Annotated in this window: 15 protein-coding genes; 7 read left to right on the top strand and 8 right to left on the bottom strand. The window is 73.9% G+C overall.

Going from position 1 to position 20307, the window contains the following annotated elements:
* Positions 1-161: 161 nt before the first annotated feature.
* Complete coding sequence (locus ACFV88_RS09345; RefSeq protein ID WP_385487772.1) at positions 162-809, bottom strand: NADPH-dependent FMN reductase; 648 nt, start codon at positions 807-809, stop codon at positions 162-164.
* Between the two features lie 391 nt (positions 810-1200).
* On the opposite strand from ACFV88_RS09345, the gene ACFV88_RS09340 reads away from it, so the two are divergent.
* Positions 1201-1719, top strand: coding sequence for a hypothetical protein (locus tag ACFV88_RS09340; RefSeq protein ID WP_385487770.1), 519 nt, complete (start codon positions 1201-1203; stop codon positions 1717-1719).
* Positions 1720-1878: 159 nt separating this feature from the next.
* A complete protein-coding gene (locus ACFV88_RS09335) occupies positions 1879-2559 on the top strand; it encodes a class F sortase (RefSeq protein ID WP_385487768.1) in 681 nt (226 codons plus the stop codon).
* 59 nt (positions 2560-2618) lie between these two features.
* Here the strand turns inward: ACFV88_RS09335 and ACFV88_RS09330 are convergent, their stop codons facing one another.
* The 5 genes from ACFV88_RS09330 to ACFV88_RS09310 all read right to left on the bottom strand — a co-directional run bounded on the left by ACFV88_RS09330 (position 2619) and on the right by ACFV88_RS09310 (position 10277).
* Positions 2619-3260, bottom strand: a complete 642-nt coding sequence (locus tag ACFV88_RS09330; protein ID WP_385487766.1) for a hypothetical protein — start codon at positions 3258-3260, stop codon at positions 2619-2621.
* 112 nt (positions 3261-3372) lie between these two features.
* A complete protein-coding gene (locus ACFV88_RS09325; protein WP_385487764.1) occupies positions 3373-4299 on the bottom strand; it encodes an oxidoreductase in 927 nt (308 codons plus the stop codon).
* 139 nt (positions 4300-4438) lie between these two features.
* Positions 4439-5443, bottom strand: a complete 1005-nt coding sequence (locus tag ACFV88_RS09320) for an ArsR/SmtB family transcription factor (protein WP_385487762.1) — start codon at positions 5441-5443, stop codon at positions 4439-4441.
* Between the two features lie 331 nt (positions 5444-5774).
* On the bottom strand, positions 5775-8495 hold the full coding sequence (gene ppdK, locus ACFV88_RS09315; RefSeq protein ID WP_385487760.1) for a pyruvate, phosphate dikinase: 2721 nt from the start codon (positions 8493-8495) through the stop codon (positions 5775-5777).
* A gap of 420 nt (positions 8496-8915) precedes the next feature.
* Positions 8916-10277, bottom strand: coding sequence for a cytochrome P450 (locus ACFV88_RS09310; RefSeq protein WP_385487758.1), 1362 nt, complete (start codon positions 10275-10277; stop codon positions 8916-8918).
* 335 nt (positions 10278-10612) lie between these two features.
* On the opposite strand from ACFV88_RS09310, the gene ACFV88_RS09305 reads away from it, so the two are divergent.
* Positions 10613-11599, top strand: a complete 987-nt coding sequence (locus tag ACFV88_RS09305; RefSeq protein ID WP_385487756.1) for an alpha/beta fold hydrolase — start codon at positions 10613-10615, stop codon at positions 11597-11599.
* A gap of 37 nt (positions 11600-11636) precedes the next feature.
* On the opposite strand, the gene ACFV88_RS09300 is transcribed toward ACFV88_RS09305, so the two are convergent.
* Positions 11637-12845 (bottom strand): ROK family protein, encoded by a 1209-nt coding sequence (locus ACFV88_RS09300; RefSeq protein ID WP_385487754.1) that lies wholly within the window; start codon positions 12843-12845, stop codon positions 11637-11639.
* A gap of 194 nt (positions 12846-13039) precedes the next feature.
* Here ACFV88_RS09300 and ACFV88_RS09295 point away from each other — a divergent pair, with 194 nt between their 5' ends.
* Together ACFV88_RS09295 and ACFV88_RS09290 are read left to right on the top strand one after the other, a co-directional pair.
* On the top strand, positions 13040-14521 hold the full coding sequence (locus tag ACFV88_RS09295; RefSeq protein WP_385487752.1) for a hypothetical protein: 1482 nt from the start codon (positions 13040-13042) through the stop codon (positions 14519-14521).
* Positions 14514-16487 (top strand): glycogen debranching N-terminal domain-containing protein, encoded by a 1974-nt coding sequence (locus ACFV88_RS09290; protein ID WP_385487750.1) that lies wholly within the window; start codon positions 14514-14516, stop codon positions 16485-16487. The genes ACFV88_RS09295 and ACFV88_RS09290 overlap by 8 nt, the downstream gene beginning before the upstream one ends.
* Positions 16488-16567: 80 nt before the next feature.
* On the opposite strand, the gene dusB is transcribed toward ACFV88_RS09290, so the two are convergent.
* Complete coding sequence (gene dusB, locus ACFV88_RS09285; RefSeq protein ID WP_385487748.1) at positions 16568-17839, bottom strand: tRNA dihydrouridine synthase DusB; 1272 nt, start codon at positions 17837-17839, stop codon at positions 16568-16570.
* Between the two features lie 231 nt (positions 17840-18070).
* Here dusB and ACFV88_RS09280 point away from each other — a divergent pair, with 231 nt between their 5' ends.
* Positions 18071-19015, top strand: a complete 945-nt coding sequence (locus ACFV88_RS09280; RefSeq protein ID WP_385487746.1) for an erythromycin esterase family protein — start codon at positions 18071-18073, stop codon at positions 19013-19015.
* Positions 19016-19147: 132 nt separating this feature from the next.
* Positions 19148-20251: a serine hydrolase domain-containing protein gene (locus ACFV88_RS09275; RefSeq protein ID WP_385487744.1), complete on the top strand. Its 1104-nt coding sequence runs from the start codon at positions 19148-19150 to the stop codon at positions 20249-20251.
* Positions 20252-20307 lie beyond the last annotated feature (56 nt).

The raw sequence follows: 20307 nt of genomic DNA, 5'->3' as shown, positions 1-20307 counted from the left end.
CACAGGGAGGCGCCCCGACAGGGGCGCGAGGAACTGCGCGAAGCCACAGCGCACCGCACAGGACCACGCACCCCCAGCCGCACCGCGGACGAGCACGCCCCAGCCAGCCACCCTGGTCTACCCGAGTGCCCCCGCGGCGCAACCGTTCGGCCCGGAAGGGGTCAGGTCCGGTACGGACGCTTCTGTCGGCCCTCACGCAGGGTCAGGGCCCACCAGGTCAGCTGGTCGAGCATGCTCTTCGCCGCAGCCGCCGAGGGCGAGGGGTCCGACAGTCGGCCCTCGTCGTCGAAGCGGGACCCGGCATTGGCGAAGGAGACCGTGTCGCGCACGGTGACCGCGTGCAGTTCGGCGAGGACCTGACGGAGATGTTCGACCGCGCGGAGCCCGCCGGAGATGCCGCCGTACGAGACGAAGCCCACCGGCTTGGCGTGCCACTCCCCGTAGTGCCAGTCGATGAGGTTCTTCAGAGCGGCCGGAAACGAGTGGTTGTACTCGGGGGTGAGCACCACGAAGGCGTCGGCGTCGGCGAGCAGCGGGGAGACCTTGGCGAGTTCGGCGTCGATCCGCGGGGACGGTCTTTGGGGCAGGGAGGTGGGCAGGTCGGCGGCGGCGACGTCCACGAGGTCCGCGCTCAGTTCGGGGCGCTCGGCGATCTCGGCGAGCAGCCACTCGGCGATGACCGGCCCGAACCGGCCCTCCCGGTTGCTGCCGAGGACGACGGCGATCTTGAGGGGTGCGGGGGCGGACGGGGTGTGCGGGGCGGACGGGGCGGTCGCTTCGGCCCGGGGGGCCTGTTGGCTCGTGGTCATGGGCCCAGCGTGTTACCTCAACCAAAGTTGAGGTCAATACCCGCCTGCTGCGGACGGTCCGTCACCTCCCTTGCCGAGCACCGCCATCGCCCCTTCCCCTGCCGCCGGCGCCGCTCCCCCGTTGCCGCCGAAGCCCCGTCATCCGGGCCCGTAGGCGCCCCGTCACCCGTTCACCGTCCCGCTCACCCCACCCGCAAGGGTTTCCGTCTGCGCGCCCATGACCTGCTGAAACGGCGGGCGGACGAGCGCGGGCGTCCGCCGTTCGCCGGTATCCGCGGCGATCCTCCGGGAGGCGGGGCGCCGCCCGGGGCCGTTGTCTCGTGGTGCGAGGACGTGACCGAGACAGCGGCACTTGGGGGCCGCCGGACACGCCCGGTCCGAGGAGCGATCCATGCGCACTGCCCGTCCGCTGAGCGTCGCCGCGCTCGCCGTCGCCCTGGCGGGCCTCGCCGCGGCCCCCGCCGGGGCCGACGGTCCGGGGGGCGCCGCGCTCTCCCCGTCCACGGTCGTACCGGGCGAACCGGTCGCCGCGCACAGCGAGGGCTGCGGATCGCGCGGGGTCGCGGCGGGCGACGCCAGTGCGGTCGGCGCGGGCTCCTTCACGCTCGCCCCGAGCGGAACCGAGGGGCGGGCGGTCGGCCGCTTCGAGGTGCCGCCCTCCGCGCAGCCGGGCACGTACGAGATCGTCGTCCGGTGCGCGGACGGCACCCGCAGCGCGGCGGACCTGTCGGTGGTCCTCGCCGGGGCGGCGGACCTGCCCGCGCATCCGCGGGGACACGTGGACACGGGGGTCGGCGGCGCACTGGGCCCCGACCCCGTACAGACCGCGGCGGGCGTGGCGGCCCTGGCCGTCGCCGCCGCGGGCGGTACCTGGCTCCTGCATCGCCGGGCGAGAGGCGACGGGATCTGACGGACACCCTCCGCTGTCCACCGGTACCGCCCTTCGCTCCCCCTCCGGTCCCGCGGCCCCTCGCCGGGGCCGGAGGGGGCAGCGAACCGTTCTTCCCACCCGCACCCGAACGACCACCAGCGCCCACGCCCCGCACGCTCACGACCCGAGGGGGAACCCATGCGCACACGGGCCCGTTCCGCGACCGGTGCCCGGCGGCGACGCGGCGACGCGGCCATAGCCGGGGTCACCGCGCTGGCCCTGTGCGCGGGCGTGTGGCTGTTGCGCGACGTCGCCGTGGAGCCGCGACCGCCGCAACCGTCCGCCGCACAGTCGGCACGGTCCGGGCGGTCGGACACCGGGGCCGTGGACCGGACGGACCTGGCCGGGGGCGCGCCCGCGCTGGCCCCGTCGCCGCCGGACCGCATCCGCATCCCGTCGATCGGGGTGGACGCCCCGCTGACGGGGCTGGGGCTGACCGCACGGGGTGCGCTCGACGTGCCGCCGCCCGAGCGGCCGGAGCTCGCCGGCTGGTACGAGGCGGGGACCACCCCGGGCGAACGCGGCACGGCCGTGGTCGCGGGGCACGTGGACAACGCGGAGGGCCCCGCCGTGTTCTACCGGCTGGGCGCGCTGGTCCGGGGGCGGACGATCGAGGTGGACCGGCGGGACGGCTCGGTCGCCGTCTTCACGGTCAGCGCCGTGGAGGTGTACACGGCCGACGACTTCCCCGACGAGAAGGTGTACGGCCCGGCGCCCCGGCCCGAGCTACGGGTCATCACCTGCGGCGGCCCGTACTCGAAGCGCACCGGCTACGAGGGCAACGTCGTCGTCTTCGCCCACCTGACCGACGTCCGCTGAGTTCAGCCCCGGGCGGGGAGTTGGCAGGCGAAGCGGCGGACCGCGTCGGCCGGCGGGCGTCAGCTCAGGTGCGAGACCTCGAAGACGGCCCGGGCCTCCTCGACGTCGAGTTGTTCGCCGATCCCCTCCAGGACGGCGGTGCCGGTGCGCAGCAGTCCGTTGGCGCGGGCGTGGCGGGCCCCGGTGTCGAGGCGGTGCCAGATCAGCGGGTTGCCGGTGAGGACCCGGGGGTCGACCTCGACCCGGTTGCCGAGGGCGTCCCGCAGGACCAGTCGGGGTTGGATGCCGTCGCCGTGCCGGGCGGAGATCAGCAGGTCGGTGGCGACCCGCCGGGTGCGGCAGAGTCCGCGGACGGCCAGCCAGCCGGGTCCCGCGGTGACCAACGGCGGGTGCAGCACGGCGTAGAGCAGCAGGGAGAGGGCCGCCCACAGGGCCGCGCGCGGTGCGGAGAGGGTGGCGTTGCCGAGGTCGACCAGGCAGATCAGGCCGAGCAGGGCCAGTGCGCAACAGAGGGCGTCCCGCCGGTCGGTGGCCCAGCGGCGGTCGGCGTCGACGTTCCGGATGCCCGGTGGTCCCTGGCGGGTCGGCGGGCCGGGAACGATCGTCACCCAGGAGAGGCCGTCGACCCCACCGTTCCCGGCCCCCCGGTCCTCGTGGTCGTCCCGGTCCCCGTCCTCGTGCCCTGCGCTGTCACGTCCCATGCTGGGCACGGTAGAACGACGGCCCGGGCGCGTCAGCGGGATTGACGGTTCGCTGACCCGACGGCCCTCAGCCTTGACGAGCCCATGACGGTATCGGGGGGTGTACGGGGTCTCAGGGAGCGGGCCAGGCGACCGAGGTCAGCCGGGCGGACTCCTCCCACAGCCGGGCGGAGGCACGGTCGTCGGTGGTCCACCGGGCGCGCCGCGCGGGGGCGGGGGCGCCGCGCCAACCGATCAGGCGGGGGCCGGTGAACGAGTCGGGCAGCACCCCGGGGGCGGTCGCCGCGTACAGGGTGGGCAGGGCGCCGGCCTCGGGGCCCTGGGCGAGCAGCCGGTTGCCCCAGCCGAGCACCCGTTCGGCGGCCCGGCGGCCCTCCATCCGGGCGGCGGCCGTCTGGAGGTTGGTCCGGGCGTACCCGGGGTGCACCGCCGCCGCGACGGTGTCCGCGCCGGCGGCGGTGAGCCGGCGGGCGAGTTCGTGGACGAAGAGGAGGTTGGCGGTCTTGGACCGGCTGTACGCGGTCCACGGGTGGTAGTGGCGTTCGCTGTTGAGGTCGTGGATGTCGATGTTCGCCGTGTGGTGCATGAAGCTGGAGACGGTGACGACCCGGGCGCCGGGGGTGGCGGTCAGGGCGGGCAGCAGCAGGCCGGTGAGGGCGAAGTGGCCGAGGTGGTTGATGCCGAACTGCATCTCGAAGCCGTCGGAGGTCAGCCGGTGCGGCAGGGCCATCACCCCGGCGTTGTTGATCAGCAGGTCGAGGCGGTCGTGTGTGCCGCGGTGGGTGTCGGCGAACGTCCGTACGGAGTCCAGCGAGGCGAGGTCCAGGGGGGCGAACTCGACCTCGGCGGCCGGGATTTCGGTGCGGATCAGGTCCCGGGCGGCGGTGCCGCGCCGTTCGCTGCGGCAGGCGAGGACGACCCGGGCGCCCCGGCGGGCCAGCGCGCGGGCGGCGGTGAAGCCGATCCCGCTGTTGCCCCCGGTGACCACGGCCGTCCGGCCGCTCTGGTCGGGGATGTCGTGTTCGCTCCAGCTGCTCATGCCACCTGCTCCTCGTGACCCGGGGCGCCTGTCTCCGGCTCGTCCCTCGTCCATCGTCCACCGGCCGGGCGGGTGCCGTCCACGGGGCGCCCGCCCGGGACCGGGCCCGGCCACCGGCCCGCGCCGGCCGGGCGCCCCCTCACGGCGTGCCGCGCAGCAGGGAGGTCCCGAGTCCGGTGACGGTGTGCAGCACGCTGGGCCCGACCCGGACCGTCGAGATCAGTCCGGCCTGTCGCAGGATGGTGGCGTGGTGGCTGGCCGACGCCGGTGAGATCCCGGTGCGCTGCGCCAGTTCGCCGGTGGTGCAGCCGGTGCCGACGGCGGCGAGGACGGCGGAGCGGGTGCGCCCCAGGAGCCGGTCCACCGCGCGCCGCCCGCCGGCCGTGGTGCCGTCCGGGTCGGGGGCGGCGCGGGCGGGCGCGGCGCGGGCGGGGTGCACGAGGACCGGGGGCAGGGCGGGGTCGACCAGGGTCACCGGTCGTCTGCCGCAGAAGTACGAGGGGACGAGGATCAGGCCGCGTCCGTCGAGGTGCAGATCGCGGGGGACCGGGTAGTCGGCGGTGAGCACCGGCGGTTCCCAGTGCAGGACCGGTCGCAGTCCGGTGAGCAGTCGTTCCGTCCCGCCGTCGAGGAGGTCCCGGCCGCAGCGGGCGCGGTCGGCTTCGACGGCGGCCCGTACCGCGTTCCACTGCGGTGCGACGGCGGCCTCGTGGTAGGTGCGCAGGGCGTGGCCGAGCTGGTGCAGGGCGTCGCGGTCGCCGTCGCCGAGGGACCCGAGGTGGTGCGGCGGGTCGGTGAGCCGGCCGATGTCGCGGCTGAGCAGGTGGCGGGGGGTCGCGAGGACCTGTTGGAGGCCGTCGTGCAGGTCGTCGCCGGGCCGGCCGGCGAGGTGGGTCGGGGTGAGGAAGTCGGGGAAGTTGCCCCGCCGGGGTATGAGGGAGCCGAGCAGCGAGAACGCGGCGCGCCCCCGGTCCGGGTCGACCAGCAGGCTGCGGCGGGCGGCGCCGCGCCAGGCGTCGAACTCGGTGGGGGCCCAGCGGTCCCGCAGCCGGTGCACGCTGAGCACGGTCTCCCACAGCGGGTGCGGGCGTTCGGCGACCCGCACCCGCGCGAGGTCGTCGCGCGTGAAGTGGATTCGCAGCACCCTTACCCCGTCCAGGGAACCCAGCGTTTCGGTCTGTGTCGAAAAGCCTCGCGGTACCGGTCCGCGGGCCCTCAGCATGGTGCCAGCCCCGCGGGCCGGGGGAAACGGGGCGTGCCCCGTGAGCGGCGCGGACGGGTGGCGCGGTAGGAGTCCCGGGGGATGGGACTCCTGCTGCGCGTGCCGTCGCGGTCGCCGGCCGGGCTCTTCGCCGGAACGCCGGGAGGGGCGGCACCCCCGCACAGGGTGCCGCCCCGTGGTGCGCCCGGGGCCGCCGCCGGTCGGTGAGGGGTGAGCGGCGGCGGCCCCGGGGGTCTCGGGACCCGGTCAGGGCTCAGCGGTGGTCGCTCCCGGGGGACTCGTCGGCGGCGCGGGCGGCCTCCAGCCGGGCGACGGGGATGCGGAACGGCGAGCAGGACACGTAGTCGAGGCCCACCTCGTGGAAGAAGTGGACGGACTCCGGGTCGCCGCCGTGTTCGCCGCAGACCCCGAGCTTGAGGTCGGGGCGGGCCGCCCGGCCGGCGCGTACGGCGTCCCGGACGAGGGCGCCGACGCCGTCCTTGTCGATGGTCTCGAACGGGGAGACCCCGAAGATGCCCTTCTCCAGGTACGCGGTGAAGAAGCTGGCCTCCACGTCGTCGCGGGAGAAGCCCCACACGGTCTGGGTGAGGTCGTTGGTGCCAAAGGAGAAGAATTCGGCGGCCTCCGCGATCTGGCCGGCGGTGAGTGCGGCCCGGGGCAGCTCGATCATGGTGCCGAGGGAGAGTTTGAGGTCCACGTTGCGGGCCCGTTCCACCTCGGCGATGACCTGTTCGGCCTCGTCGCGGACGATCTCCAGCTCCTGGACGGTGCCCACCAGCGGGATCATGACCTCGGCGCGGGGGTCGCCGCCGGCCTCCCGGCGTTCGGCGGCGGCCTCCGCGATGGCCCGCACCTGCATGGCGAACAGGCCCGGGATGACCAGGCCGAGGCGGACGCCGCGCAGGCCGAGCATCGGGTTCTGCTCGTGCAGCCGGTGGACGGCCTGGAGCAGTCTGAGGTCGTTCTCGTTGGCGTCCTGGCGGGACTCGGCGAGCGCGACCCGTACGGAGAGTTCGGTGATGTCGGGCAGGAACTCGTGCAGCGGCGGGTCGAGGAGGCGGACGGTGACCGGCAGGCCGTCCATGGCCTCGAAGAGTTCCACGAAGTCCCGCTTCTGGAGCGGCAGCAGCAGGGTCAGGGCCTCCTCGCGCTCCTGGTCGGTGTCGGCGAGGATCAGCCGCTCGACGTGGAGGCGGCGTTCGCCGAGGAACATGTGCTCGGTGCGGCACAGGCCGATGCCCTGGGCGCCGAAGCGGCGGGCGCGCAGCGCGTCCTCGGCGTTGTCGGCGTTGGCGCGCACCCGCAGCCGGCGCACCCGGTCGGCGTAGGCCATCATCCGGTGGACGGCGACGACGAGTTCGTCGGCGTCGTCGGCACCGGCGTGCATCCGGCCCTCGAAGTACTCGACGACGGGCGAGGGCACGACGGGCACCTCACCGAGGTAGACCTTGCCGGTGGAGCCGTCGATGGAGACGAGGTCGCCCTCCTCCACCACGATCTGGCCGGGGGCGATCATGCGTCGCCGCTTGGTGTCGACCTCCAGTTCCTCGGCGCCGCACACACAGGTCTTGCCCATGCCGCGGGCGACCACGGCGGCGTGCGAGGTCTTGCCGCCGCGGGAGGTCAGGATGCCCTCGGCGGCGATCATGCCGTCGAGGTCGTCGGGGTTGGTCTCGCGGCGGATGAGGATGACCTTCTCGCCGGACCGGGACCACTTGATGGCGGTGTACGAGTCGAAGACGGCCTTGCCGACGGCGGCGCCGGGGGAGGCGGCGATGCCGCGGGCGATCCGCTCGGTCTTGGCCTCCTCGTCGAACTTGGGGAACATCAGCTGGGCGAGCTGGGCGCCGGTGACCCGTTGCAGGGCCTCGGCCTCGTCGATGAGTCCCTGGTCGACGAGTTGGGTGGCGATCCGGAAGGCCGCTCCGGCGGTGCGCTTGCCGACCCGGGTCTGGAGCATCCACAACCGGCCGCGTTCGATGGTGAACTCGATGTCGCAGAGGTCCTTGTAGTGGTTCTCCAGCGTCTCCATGATCTGCATCAGCTGGTCGTAGGAGTTCTTGTCGAGCTGTTCGAGGTCGGCGAGCGGCACGGTGTTGCGGATGCCGGCGACGACGTCCTCGCCCTGCGCGTTCTGGAGGTAGTCCCCGTAGACGCCCTGCTGGCCGCTGGCGGGGTCGCGGGTGAAGGCGACGCCGGTGCCGGAGTCGGGGCCGAGGTTGCCGAAGACCATGGAGCAGATGTTGACGGCGGTGCCGAGGTCGTGCGGGATGCGTTCCTGGCGGCGGTAGAGCTTGGCGCGGTCGCCGTTCCAGGAGGCGAAGACGGCCTTGACGGCGAGGTCCATCTGTTCGCGCGGGTCCTGCGGGAACTCGCGGCCGGCCTCGGCCCGCACGGTCTTCTTGAACCGTTTGACGAGCTTCTTGAGGTCGGCGGCGTCGAGGTCGGTGTCGACCTGGACGCCCTTGGCGGCCTTGGCCTCCTCCAGCGCCTCCTCGAAGAGTTCGCCGTCGACGCCGAGGACGGTCTTGCCGAACATCTGGATCAGCCGCCGGTAGGAGTCCCAGGCGAACCGTTCGTCGCCGGACTGCTGGACGAGTCCGGTGACGGACGCGTCGGAGAGGCCGATGTTGAGGACGGTGTCCATCATGCCGGGCATGGAGAACTTGGCGCCGGAGCGCACCGAGACGAGCAGCGGGTCGTCGGGCTGGCCGAGGCGCTTGCCCATCCGCTCTTCGAGGGCGGTCAGATGAGCGGAGACCTCGTCACGCAGTGCCGTGGGTTCCTCGCCGCTGTCCAGGTAGACCTTGCAGGCTTCGGTCGTGATGGTGAACCCGGGGGGAACCGGCAGGCCCAGGTTGGTCATCTCGGCGAGGTTCGCACCCTTCCCGCCGAGCAGGTCCTTGAGGTCCTTGTTTCCCTCGGTGAAGTCGTAAACGAACTTCGTGGCCTGAGGATCTCTGTTTTCCGACACGGGTCTTGACTCCCCAAGGACTCGGTGGCTGCCCTGACGGCGAGGAACATACCCAGATCAAAGGCTTCTGGGTACGTCCACCTGCCTGTCATACGGCTGCAACCACTCGTCCGCCAGCAGATCGAAAGTGTCAGAAGAGTGAGGGGAATCCGGCCACAGCGTTCACCTCTTGAAGTCAGCTAAACCTTCACATGACACGATCCGCTCACATGAGCATGATGACCCACATCTGATTTCGAGCACTGAAAGGGAAAGGGGTGACACTCAGTGCCACCCCTTTCGGAAGTGCATTCGCTCATCTGAGCGCCCACCCACTCAAGGGTGGCGAGAATCACGCCGCCGTTCACCCGTACGTCCCACGATCCGGACGCCGCCCGGATCGCTCCGGACCCGACGAGCACGCGGCTACGGGGCGAGCGACTACGTGGGGAGCGCGCTCAGCGTCACGGGGAGGCCGTCCCGGGGCACCGGCAGGGTGCTGAAGTCCAGCTCCCACTCGTAGTCGTCGGGCACCGACCAGGAACGGGACCGCAGCAGGCAGTGCATGACCGCCTTGGCCTGGAAGCCCGAGAAGTGGCGGCCCATGCACGTGTGGATGCCGCCCCCGAACGGGAACCAGGCGTACGGGTGGGTGATCTCGGTCTGCCGCTCGGGGGTGAACCGCTCCGGGTCGAACCGCTCCGGCTCGGGCCAGTGCTCCGGCATGTGGTGGTTGGTGTGGATGGTGAGGCTCACCAGGGACCCGGCCGGGATGTGGTACCCGAGGACCTCGGTGTCCCGCACCGCCACCCGCGGCAGCAGCGGCACCGGTGCGCACAGCCGCAAGGACTCCCGCATCACCAGGTCCATCGAGCGCAGCGAGTCCAGTGCGGCGGTGCTGGCCGGCCCCGGGCCCAGCGCCAGCGACTCGGCCCGGCAGCGCTCCTGCCACTCGGGGTGGCGCGCCAGGTGGTACGCCATGGACATCAGGGTGATGGTCGAGGTGTCGTGCGCGGCCATCAACATGAAGATCATGTGGTTGGCGATCTCCGTGTCGCTGAACCGCTCGCCCTCGTCGGACACGGCGGTGCACAGCGCCGCGAACAGGTCGTCGCCGCCGCGCGCCCGCTTCTCGGGGATGTGCTTGACGAAGAAGTCCATCAGCTGGCGGCGCGCCTTCAGCCCCCGGCTCCACCGCAGCCCGGGCACCGGGATGCGGACCACGGCGAGCCCGGCGCGCACCGCTTCGGTGAAGGCCCGGTCCACCCGCCGGATCTCGCTGCTGCCGAGCGACAGCCCCACGAAGGCGTCGATGGCCATGTCGAGGGCGAGCCGCCGGAACAGCGGCAGCAGGGTGTGCTTGCCGGGCTGCCAGGAGGCCACGCCCTGCTCCGCGTTGTCGTGGACGCGGGCGAGGTACGCCACCATCCGGTCGCGGGTGAACGCCTGCTGCATCAGGCGACGGTGGGCCAGGTGCTCGTCGAAGTCGAGCAGCATCAGGCCCCGGTCGAAGAACGGCCCGATGAAGAAGTCCCAGGCGGGGCCGGACGCGAACGCCTTGTCCTGGTTGGTCAGGACGACCTCGGCGGCCTCGGGCCCCTGCACGGTCACCAGGGGGCGGCCCAGGAAGTTCCCCCAGGACACCGGGCCGTACCGCTCCAGCCGCTCCCGGTGGAGCCGTACCGGATCGCGCATCATGTGGAGCGCGTACCCCACGTACGGCGGCCCCGGGTCGCCCTGCACCCCAGAAAGGCCGGTGCCCTCCGGCACGGGGGCGAGTAGTCGCGGTGCACTACGAGTCATCGGAAGTCCTTCCGTTCCACACGGCGGGCCCCCCGGTCCTGCCCAAGCGCCAAAGCTCCACTGAACCCAACCGCCGCACCCCCCTCGGGGTCACGCCCGCAATCAGGTCCACCGGACAGGTGAACGCCCGGGGGCCGGCCCCCGGTGCGCACCCTTTGCCGAAGCGGCAACAGGACTCGCGACGACCGCCGCGCCTGGTGCATGGTCGAGACCCGGGGCCGAGGCCGAGAACCCAGACAGCCGAGGCCCGAAGCCGGGACCCGGGTCGTCGGCCCGCGCGCCCGGCCGGTGACGCACCCGACACCCCGCGGATCGATCGACAGCCCGGAGGACGCATGTCGCAGCCCGCCCAGGTCACGGACCTCACCCACCGACTGGTGCCCTCCCCCGCCGGCCGGACCCATCTGGTGGAACAGGGCGAAGGCCCCCTGGTGCTGCTGGTGCACGGGTTCCCGGAGTCCTGGTACTCCTGGCGCCACCAGCTGCCGGTGCTGGCCGCGGCCGGCCACCGCGCGGTCGCCGTGGACGTCCGCGGGTACGGGCGTTCGTCCCGGCCCGCGGACCCGACGGCGTACCGGATGCTCGACCTGGTCGAGGACCAGGTGGCCGTGGTGCGGGCGCTCGGTGCGCGGACCGCGGTGGTCGTCGGGCACGACTGGGGTTCGACCATCGCCGCGCACTGCGCCCTGCTCAGGCCGGACGTCTTCCGCGCGGTCGGTCTGCTCAGCGTCCCCTACGCCCCGCCCGGAGGCCCGCGGCCCGGCGAGGTCTTCGCCCGGATGGGCGGCGACGAGGAACTGTACGTCTCCTACTTCCAGGAGCCCGGCCGGGCCGAAGCCGAGATCGAACCCGACGTCCGCGGCTGGCTCGCCGGCTTCTACGCCGCGTTCTCCGCCGGGACCATGCCCGCGCCCGACGCCCCCGACCCGCACTTCGTCGGCCGCGGCGGCACGCTGCGCGACCGGTTCCCCGTCGGCCGGCTGCCCGGGTGGCTCGGCGAGGACGACCTCGACGTCTACGCCGGGGAGTTCGAGCGGACCGGGCTGGTCGGCGCACTCAACCGGTACCGGAACATGGACCGGGACTGGGCGGACCTCGCCGACTTCCACGGCCGGCCCGTCACCCAGCCCTCGCTGTTCCTCGGCGGGTCACTGGACGCGTCCACCACCTGGCTGGCCGAGGCGATCCGGGCGTACCCCACCACCCTGCCCGGTCTGCTCTCCTCGCACGTCCTGGACGGCTGCGGCCACTGGATCCAGCAGGAGCGCCCCGCCGAGGTCAACGAGATCCTGACCGACTGGCTCGCCGCCCTGCCCACCTGAGACCCGCACCGGCCCGGGACCGGCGGAGCACCGCCGCTCACACCCCCAGGGCGAGCAGCCGTTCCTCCACCCGGCCCGGTGCGTAGAGCTCCTCCACCACCAGGGCGCCCGCGCCCACCAGGCCGGCCCGCTGACCGAGCCGCGCGGTCACCACCTCCAGCCGGGCGGTGGCCCGCGGCAGCGCCCGCTGGTACAGCAGCTCCCGCACCCCGGTCAGGAACGGCGTGCCCGCGAGGTCCCCGGCGACCATCAGGACGCCCGGGTTCAGCAGGGTGACCACCGTCGCCAGCACCTCCCCCACCGCCCGCCCGGCCTGCCGGGTCAGCCGCACCGCCTCCGGGTGCCCGGCGGCGAGCAGCGCGCGCACGTCGGAACCGGACTCGGCCGCCACCCCGGCCCCGGCCAGCCGCTGCGCCACGGCCCGGCCGCTGGCGACCGCCGCGAGACAGCCGTACGAGCCGCACCGGCACAGGGTGTCCGCGCCCTGCGGCACCCGGACGTGCCCGATGTCCCCCGCGCCGCCGTCGATCCCCCGGTACACCGCCCCGTCGACGATCACCCCGGCGCCTATCCCGGTGGAGACCTTGACCAGCACGAACGCCCCGCAGTCCGGGAAGCCCGCCCGCTGCTCCCCGTAGGCCATGAGGTTGGCGTCGTTGTCGACCAGCACCGGCACGGTGCCCGCCACGGGGCAGCTGGTCCGCCCGGCGAGCGCCCGCCGCAGCCGTCCCCGGATGTCGTACCCGTCCCAGCCCGGCATGATCGGCGGCTGGACGACCCGGCCCGTCGCGGTGTCGACGGGACCCGGTACGGCGAGCCCGATCCCGCACACCCCCTCGGCCCCGCAGCCGGCCTCGTCCAGCAACCCGGCGAACCAGCTGCCGAGTTCGTCCAGCACCCGGCCCGGTCCTTCCGCCACGCTCAGCGGGCCGACGCGCTCGGCGAGCGGGGTGCCGTCCAGGGTCAGGACGGCGGCCCGGGCGCGTCGGGTGCCGAGGTCGGCGGCGAGGACCACGGCGTGCGAGGTGTCGAACTCCAACCGGACGGACGGCCGCCCGCCGAGCGGCGAGTCCACCGGTCCGGCCGCGCCCTCCCGCAGCCAGCCGGCCCGGAACAACCGGTCGAGCCGCTGTCCCACGGTGGCCCGGGACAACCCGGTGACCTGCTGGAGCGCACCACGGGTGGTCGCCCGTCCGCTGCGCACCAACTGGAGCAGGTCCCCGGCACTCGACTGCCGTCCGCCCATGGCTGACTCCCCCTTGCCTCGCCCGAACCCACGTTACATATTGAGTTGTGCGTGTTAAATAGACGTAACTCGGCAACGCTTGCCTCACAACTGACGAGCCGCCACCCGACCGCCGGCCGAGCGCCGCGCCCGCCACCGGCGGCCCGGTCGGGCCCCGACCGGCCGTGACCGTCCCCTGGGACCGGGAGACCTTCGTGTACCGCACGACCCAGCTCACCCCGCCGCCCCTCCTCCCCGCGCCCGGGGCCCTCCCGGCCGCCGGGGTCGCGCGCCGTGCGGCACAGGTGCTGCACCGCAATTGGACGGGCGCGTCAACCGTGCCGTCCCGCGCCCTGTACCCCCATCAGTGGTCTTGGGACTCCGCGTTCATCGCGATCGGGTTGCGCCACGTGGCGCCCCGGCGGGCCCAGTTGGAGTTGGAGACGCTGCTGCGCGCCCAGTGGTCCGACGGACGCGTCCCGCACATCGTGTTCAACCCGGCGGTACCGCCGGCCGCCTACTTCCCGGGCCCCGGGTTCTGGCGTTCGTCCACCGCGGGCCGGGCGGCGGGGGCGCCGCGCACCGTGGAGACCTCCGGTCTGGTGCAACCCCCGGTGCACGCCCTGGCCGTGTGGCTCACCCACTGCGCGGACCCGGAGCTGTCCCGGTCCCGCTCGTTCCTGCCCCGGGCGTACCCGAAGCTCGCCGCCTGGCACCGCTATCTACTCGGCCGCCGGGACGCGGGCGGCGGGGGCCTCGCCGCGGTGGTGCACCCCTGGGAGCAGGGCATGGACAACAGCCCCTGCTGGGACGTCCCGCTGTCCCGGGTGACCCCCGCGCCCGAGGGCTCGTTCCGCCGTGCGGACCTCGACCACGGGGCACCCGACGACCGGCCCACCGACCTCGACTACGGGCGGTACGTACGGCTCGCCGCGGACTACCGGGACCGCCACTACGCCGACGCCCGGCCGGTGTTCGAAGCCTTCGCGGTGGAAGACCCGGCGTTCAACGCGCTGTTGATCGCCTCCGAGCACGCTCTCGCCCGGATCGCTGCCGAGTTGGGCCTCGGGGGCGACGCCCGTGACGAGCGCGCGGAACGCCTCACCGCCGCCCTCGTCGAACGGCTGTGGGACCCGGAGCGGGAGCAGTTCCTCTGCCGGGACCTGGGCACCGACACCCTGGTCCCGGAGCGCGGGGTGACGGGTCTGCTGCCGCTAGTGCTGCCCGCGCTGCCCGCCCCGGTGGTCGCCGGGCTGCTGCGCACCGCCCGCGGACCCTGCTTCGGGCTGGGCGGCGCGGCGCGGCTGCTCCCCAGCTACGACCTGACCGGTGCGGCCTTCGACCCGCACCGGTACTGGCGCGGGCCGGCCTGGTTCAACGTCAACTGGCTGGTGGAACGCGGGTTGCGGGTGCACGGGGAGCACGCCGAGGCCCGCGCACTGCGGGCGGCGCTGGTGGCGACCGCGGACGCCTCCGACTTCGCCGAGTACGTGGACCCGCGCACCGGCCGGGCGTGCGGGGCGCGCGGCTTCTCCTGGACGGCGGCCCTCGCCCTGGACCTCGTCCGGACCGGGACCGCACCCGAGAGCGCCCCCGAAAGCGCCGACCGCGGCGCGAGTGACGTACCCGGCAGCGACGAGCGCACGAGTGACGAGACGGATGACGACGGCGCCAAGGAGGAGGCCGACGATGAGTGACCGGCATCATGTGCTGGTGCACGGCAGCGCGTTCGCGGCCGTGGGGTCCGGCGGAGACATCACCGGGGTCCACGCGGGCAGCGCCCCGGACGGACTGTTCGTCCGGGACGCCCGGCACCTGAGCCGCTGGCAGCTCACCGTGGACGGGGCGGTGCTCACCGTGCTCGCCCCGGTGGGTTCCGGCGAGACCGCCCGCTGCGTGCTGGTGCCCCGCGGGGGCCGACAGGAACCGCCGGCCTGCACGGTGCTGCGCGAACAGGCCGTGGCGGAGCACGGGTTCGTGGAGTCGGTGCGGGTGGTGAGCAACCGTCCGGTGCCGACGACGGTACGGCTCGCCCTCACCGTCGACGTGGACTTCACCGACCCGTTCGAGCTGCGCCGGGACCACCGCACCTATACGAAGACGGGCGCCGTCCGCACCCGGGAGGCCACCGAGGACGGCATCGTCTTCGGCTACCGGCGCGGGGACTGGCAGTCCCGTACGGAGGTCGCTTGCGATCCGGCGCCGGACGCCGTGGAGGAGACCGGCACCGGGGCCCGCCGACTGGTGTGGGAGCTGGAGTTGGCGCCGCACGGCACGACGGAGCTGCTGCTCCGGGTGACCGCCCACCCGCACGGCGCCCCGGACACCGCCCGGGTACCCGCATCCCCGGCCGGGGTCACGGCGGAACTACGCACCCTGCGCGAGGAGTTGGCCGCCGGGTGCACCCTGGCGGTCGACCCGGACTGGCCGGAGCTGGCGGACGCCTGCGCCCAGGGCCTCGCCGATCTGGCGGTGCTCCGGGTGCGAGCGGCCGGACCGGACGGCGAGGAGCTGCGCGTACCGGCCGCGGGCGTGCCCTGGTTCTCGGCGATGCTCGGCCGGGACGCCCTGCTGACCTCGCTGTTCGCCCTGCCGTACCTGCCCGCACTGGCCGCCGCGACACTGCCCGTGCTCGCGGCGACCCAGGCGGCCCGCAGCTCCGCGGCCCCGACACCGGCCGGGGACGCGCACCGGTGCGTCGGCGAGCCGGGGAAGATCGTCCACGAGGTGCGGCACGGGGAGCTGGCGCACTTCGGGCAGGTCCCGTACGGGCGCTACTACGGTTCGGTGGACGCCACCCCGCTGTTCCTGGTGCTGCTCGGCGCGTATACGGAGAGCACCGGTGACCGGACGCTCGCCCGGCGCCTGGAACGGCACGCGCGGGCCGCCGTCGGTTGGATGTTCGACCGGGGCGGGCTGGCCGAACACGGCTACCTCGTCTACCGCGCGGACGAGGGCGGGCTCGCCAACCAGAACTGGAAGGACTCCCCCGGGGCGATCTGTCGCGCCGACGGCACCCGGGCGACGGGTCCGGTGCGGGCGGCGGGCGCCCAGGGGTACGCGTACGACGCCCTGCGCAGGGCCGCCCGGCTGGCCCGCACGGTCTGGGACGACCAGGACTTCGCGGCCCGGCTGACCCGGTCGGCGGACGATCTGCGCGACCGGTTCCAGCGGGACTTCTGGATGGCGGGCCACGCCTTCCCCGCGCTCGCCCTGGACGGGGACGGCCGGCCGTTGGACGCCCTCGCCTCGGACGCGGGGCACCTGCTGTGGTCGGGGCTGCTGGACAAGGACCACGGACAGGTGGTGGGACGGCGGCTGCTCGCCCCCGACTTCTTCTCCGGCTGGGGCGTGCGGACGCTGGCCGCCGGGCAACCCGCGTACCACCCGCTGTCGTACCACCGGGGTTCGGTCTGGCCGCACGACAACGCGGTCATCGCCCTCGGGCTGGCCCGCTACGGGCTGCACGACGAGGCCCGCACGGTGGCCCGCGGGGTGCTGGCGGCGGCGCGGGCGGGCGGCGACCGGCTGCCGGAGGTGCTGGCGGGCTACTCCCGCGACACCCATCCGGTGCCGGTCCCGTACCCGCACGCCTGCGTCCGGGAGTCCCGGTCGGCCGCGACCCCGCTGGCACTGCTCACGGCCGTGCGGGGCGAGGGGTAGCGGGCGCGGGGCGCGAGGCCGAGGTACGGGGGTAGCGGGTCGGGGGCGCGCAGCGGATCGCGGGCGCGCCCTCCCACCCGTCAGCCGCCGGAGGTGTCGAGTTCCGCTTCCTCGCTGACGCCCGCGCAGTCGTACGGGTCCTTCAGCCAGCCGTCCGGGAGCACCACCCGGTTGTTGCCGGAGGTGCGGCCCCGGGGACCGTCGGCGCCGAGCGGCCACTCCTGGGCGAGGTCCAGTTCGGCGAGGCCCTCCTCCAGTTCGGCGAGCGAGGAGGTGATGGCGAGCCGCTTGCGCATCTCCGAACCGACCGCGAAGCCCTTCAGGTACCAGGCGACGTGCTTGCGGAAGTCGATGACGCCGCGCGCCTCGTCGCCCAGCCACTCCCCCAGCAGGGTCGCGTGCCGGACCATCACCTTGGCCACCTCGGTGAGCGAGGGGGCCGCGGGGCCGCCCGTCCCCTCGAAGGCGGCGACGAGGTCCGCGAAGAGCCAGGGCCGACCGAGGCAGCCGCGGCCGACGACGACCCCGTCGCAGCCGGTCTCGCGGACCATCCGCAGGGCGTCCTCGGCGCACCAGATGTCACCGTTGCCGAGGACGGGGACCTCCGGCACGTGCTCCTTGAGCCGGGCGATGGCCTCCCAGTCGGCGGTGCCGCCGTAGTGCTGGGCGGCCGTCCTGCCGTGCAGGGCGATCGCGGTGACGCCCTCCTCGACGGCGATGCGGCCGGCGTCGAGGTAGGTGAGGTGGTCGTCGTCGATGCCCTTGCGCATCTTCATGGTGACCGGCAGGTCCCCGGCCCCGGTCACCGCCTCGCGCAGGATCGCCCGCAGCAGGTGGCGCTTGTACGGGAGGGCGGAGCCGCCGCCCTTGCGGGTGACCTTGGGGACGGGGCAGCCGAAGTTCAGGTCGATGTGGTCGGCCAGGCCCTCGTCCGCGATCATCCGGACCGCCTTGCCGACCGTCGCCGGGTCCACCCCGTACAACTGGAGGGAACGCGGCGTCTCGCTGGCGTCGAACCGGATGAGCTGCATGGTCTTCTCGTTGCGCTCGACCAGCGCCCGAGTGGTGATCATCTCGCTGACGAACAGCCCCTTGCCGCCGCTGAACTCGCGGCACAGGGTCCTGAACGGCGCGTTGGTGATGCCCGCCATGGGGGCGAGGACCACCGGCGGCGTCACGGGGTACGGGCCGATGGCGAGACCCGGCGCGGGGGCGCCGGCCGCGGCGGCGGGGGCACCGGGCGCTGCGACCGGGACGCCGGGCGCTGCCGCGGAGGTGCCGGGCACTGCCGCGGGGGTGCGGGCGGGCGCGGGGGTGCGGGCGGGCGCGGGCAAGGACGCGGAAGAGGTCATCGTGGGATCAGCCATCGAGGGGGACGGGGACACGGGCATCCCCCCATTGTCGCGCACCCACACCCCTCCCGGGTAATTAGTTAGCCGCACTATCCACCTCGCCCGCCCGGTCGCCCCCTCTTCCTCCCCCGGGCTTGACCTCAACCTCGGTTCACGTCCGAGGCTGCGCCTGCGGGGTCCAGCCCGACCGGGGAGAGCCCCGGCGCCCCCGCCCCGACACGCGGAGGCCCCATGACCGACCAGGTGACCCGGTGGATCGGGCAGCACGCCCACCCCCTCACCACGCTCGACCCCGCAGCCCCGCCGACCGACCTCCTCCCCTTGGCCGACCTGGTGGGCGACGCCGCGGTGGTGGCCCTCGGCGCCTCGACCCGTCAGAGCCACGAGCTGTCCGCCCTCGCGCACCGCATCGTCCGGCTACTGGTCGAGGAGCGGGGGTTCCGTTCGCTCGCCCTGGAGGGTGACGACGCGACGCGGGTCGGGCTCGACGCGTACGTCAGCACCGGGACGGGGGACCCGCGGGCGCTGCTCGCCGGGGCCCGTTCCTTCTGGCGGACCGCGGAGATCCTCGACCTGGTCCACTGGATGCGCGCCTTCAACCTCCGCCGCCCCGACGACCCGGTCCGGTTCGCCGCGTCCACCGTCACGGGTCCCGTCCCCGCGCTGGACGGTATGGCCGGGATCGAGTGGACGCTGGCCGAGGCGGCGATCCAGTGGCACGAACGCACGGGGGACAAGGTCGTCTACTGGGGCGGCCTCGTCCACACCGCGGCGGGCACCGCGACCTCCCCGACCGACCACCGGAACGCGGGCAGCTACCTGCGCGAACGCTTCGGAACGGGGTACGCCTCCCTCGGCCTCACCTTCCACCACGGCACGCTCCCCGTGGCCGTCCCCCACCCGCCGACGGAATACGCCGAAGCGGTCCTCGGCAGCGCCGGACCGGACGCCTACCTCCTCGATCTGCGCACCGGCGCTCCCCCCGCCGTGCGCACCTGGCTCACCGCTCCGACCAGCACCCGCATGATCGGCCCCGGCTACGACCCGACCGAGGACGCCGACCACCACGTCACCGGCGGCGCGCTCACCGACTGGTTCGACGCCGTCCTCCACGTCCGGACGGTCACCCCGACCGGCCCCCTCTCCCCCGACGAGCCCGCCGGGCCGACGGCGTAAACCCGCCAGGACCGAGGGGGAGGAGATCCAGCCGCGCCGATGAGTTCCGGGGAGTCCTAGGGTCACTAGTGAGAGAAACGGGGCCGGGCTCCGTGACGGGGCCCACCGAGCACGATCACAGGGAGCGGGACGATGACCGACCTTCAGAGCGAACTCCAGCACACCGTGGACCAGTTGGTGACGAAGGACGTCGAGCGGGGCGTCCAGGTGGCCGTCTACCGGGGCGGCGAGCTGATCGCGGAGGCCGTCGCGGGGGTCGCCGATCCGGCCACCGGACGCGAGGTCACACCCGGGACCCCCTTCTACAACTTCTCCATCGGCAAGGGCGCCACCGCCACGATCGCCCATCTCCTGGTGGAGAAGGGCCTGTTCGGCTATGACACGCCCGTCGCCGAGCTGTGGCCCGAGTTCGCCGCCCGCGGCAAGGAGAAGGTGACGGTCCGCCACGTCCTGACGCACACGGCGGGCGTCCCCGGCATCCCCCTGGACACCACGGTGGAGCAGCTCTGCGACTGGGACCACATGTGTGCGGCCCTCGCGGACGCCGAACTGTGGTGGGAGCCCGGAACCAAGATGGGCTACCACGCCTACACCTTCGGCTACCTGCTCGGTGAGATCACCCGCCGCACCACCGGCCGCACGATCTCCGAGGTGCTGCGCACGGAGATCACCGAGCCGCTGGGCATCGCCGACGAGCTGTACTTCGGCATGCCCGCCGCCGAGCACCACCGCCTCGCGGTGCTGGAGGACGTCCCCTCGACGTTCGACATGAGCCAGCTCCCGCCGGACACCCCGATGCTCAAGGCCGGGCCGCTGCACACCTTCCCCGACGCCGCGTTCGGCAGCCGGACCGACGTCCTCGCCGCCGACATCCCGGCCGGCGCCAAGACCAGCGCTCGGGCGATCGCCCGCATGTACGCGGCGCTGCTCGGTGAGGTCGACGGCGTGCGGCTGATCCCCGAGGCGCGGTTGCGGGAGGCCACGCAGCAGGCGGTCAGCGGTCCCGACGAGGTGTTCGGGATGCCCAGCACCTGGGCGCTCGGTTACGGCCTCGGTTCGATCGACACCGACCCCGAGCCCCGGATGACCACCTTCGGCCTCGGCGGCGTGGGCGGCAGCTTCGCCTGCGGCGACACGGTGTCCGGGGTCTCGTTCGCCGTCACCAAGAACCGGCTGGGCGCGGACTTCGCCACGGCGGCGACGATCAGCGCACTGGTGCACCGGCACACGTCCTGACGCTGAGGATCGGCCCGCGCCCCGACCGCACGTCGGAGCGCGGGCCGTCCCCGTGC

It is taken from the genome of Streptomyces sp. NPDC059816 (assembly GCF_042732055.1).
Classification (GTDB): Bacteria; Actinomycetota; Actinomycetes; order Streptomycetales; family Streptomycetaceae; genus Streptomyces.
Note: the sequence above shows the minus strand (reverse complement) of the source record. Positions and strands in the feature narration are given on the sequence as shown.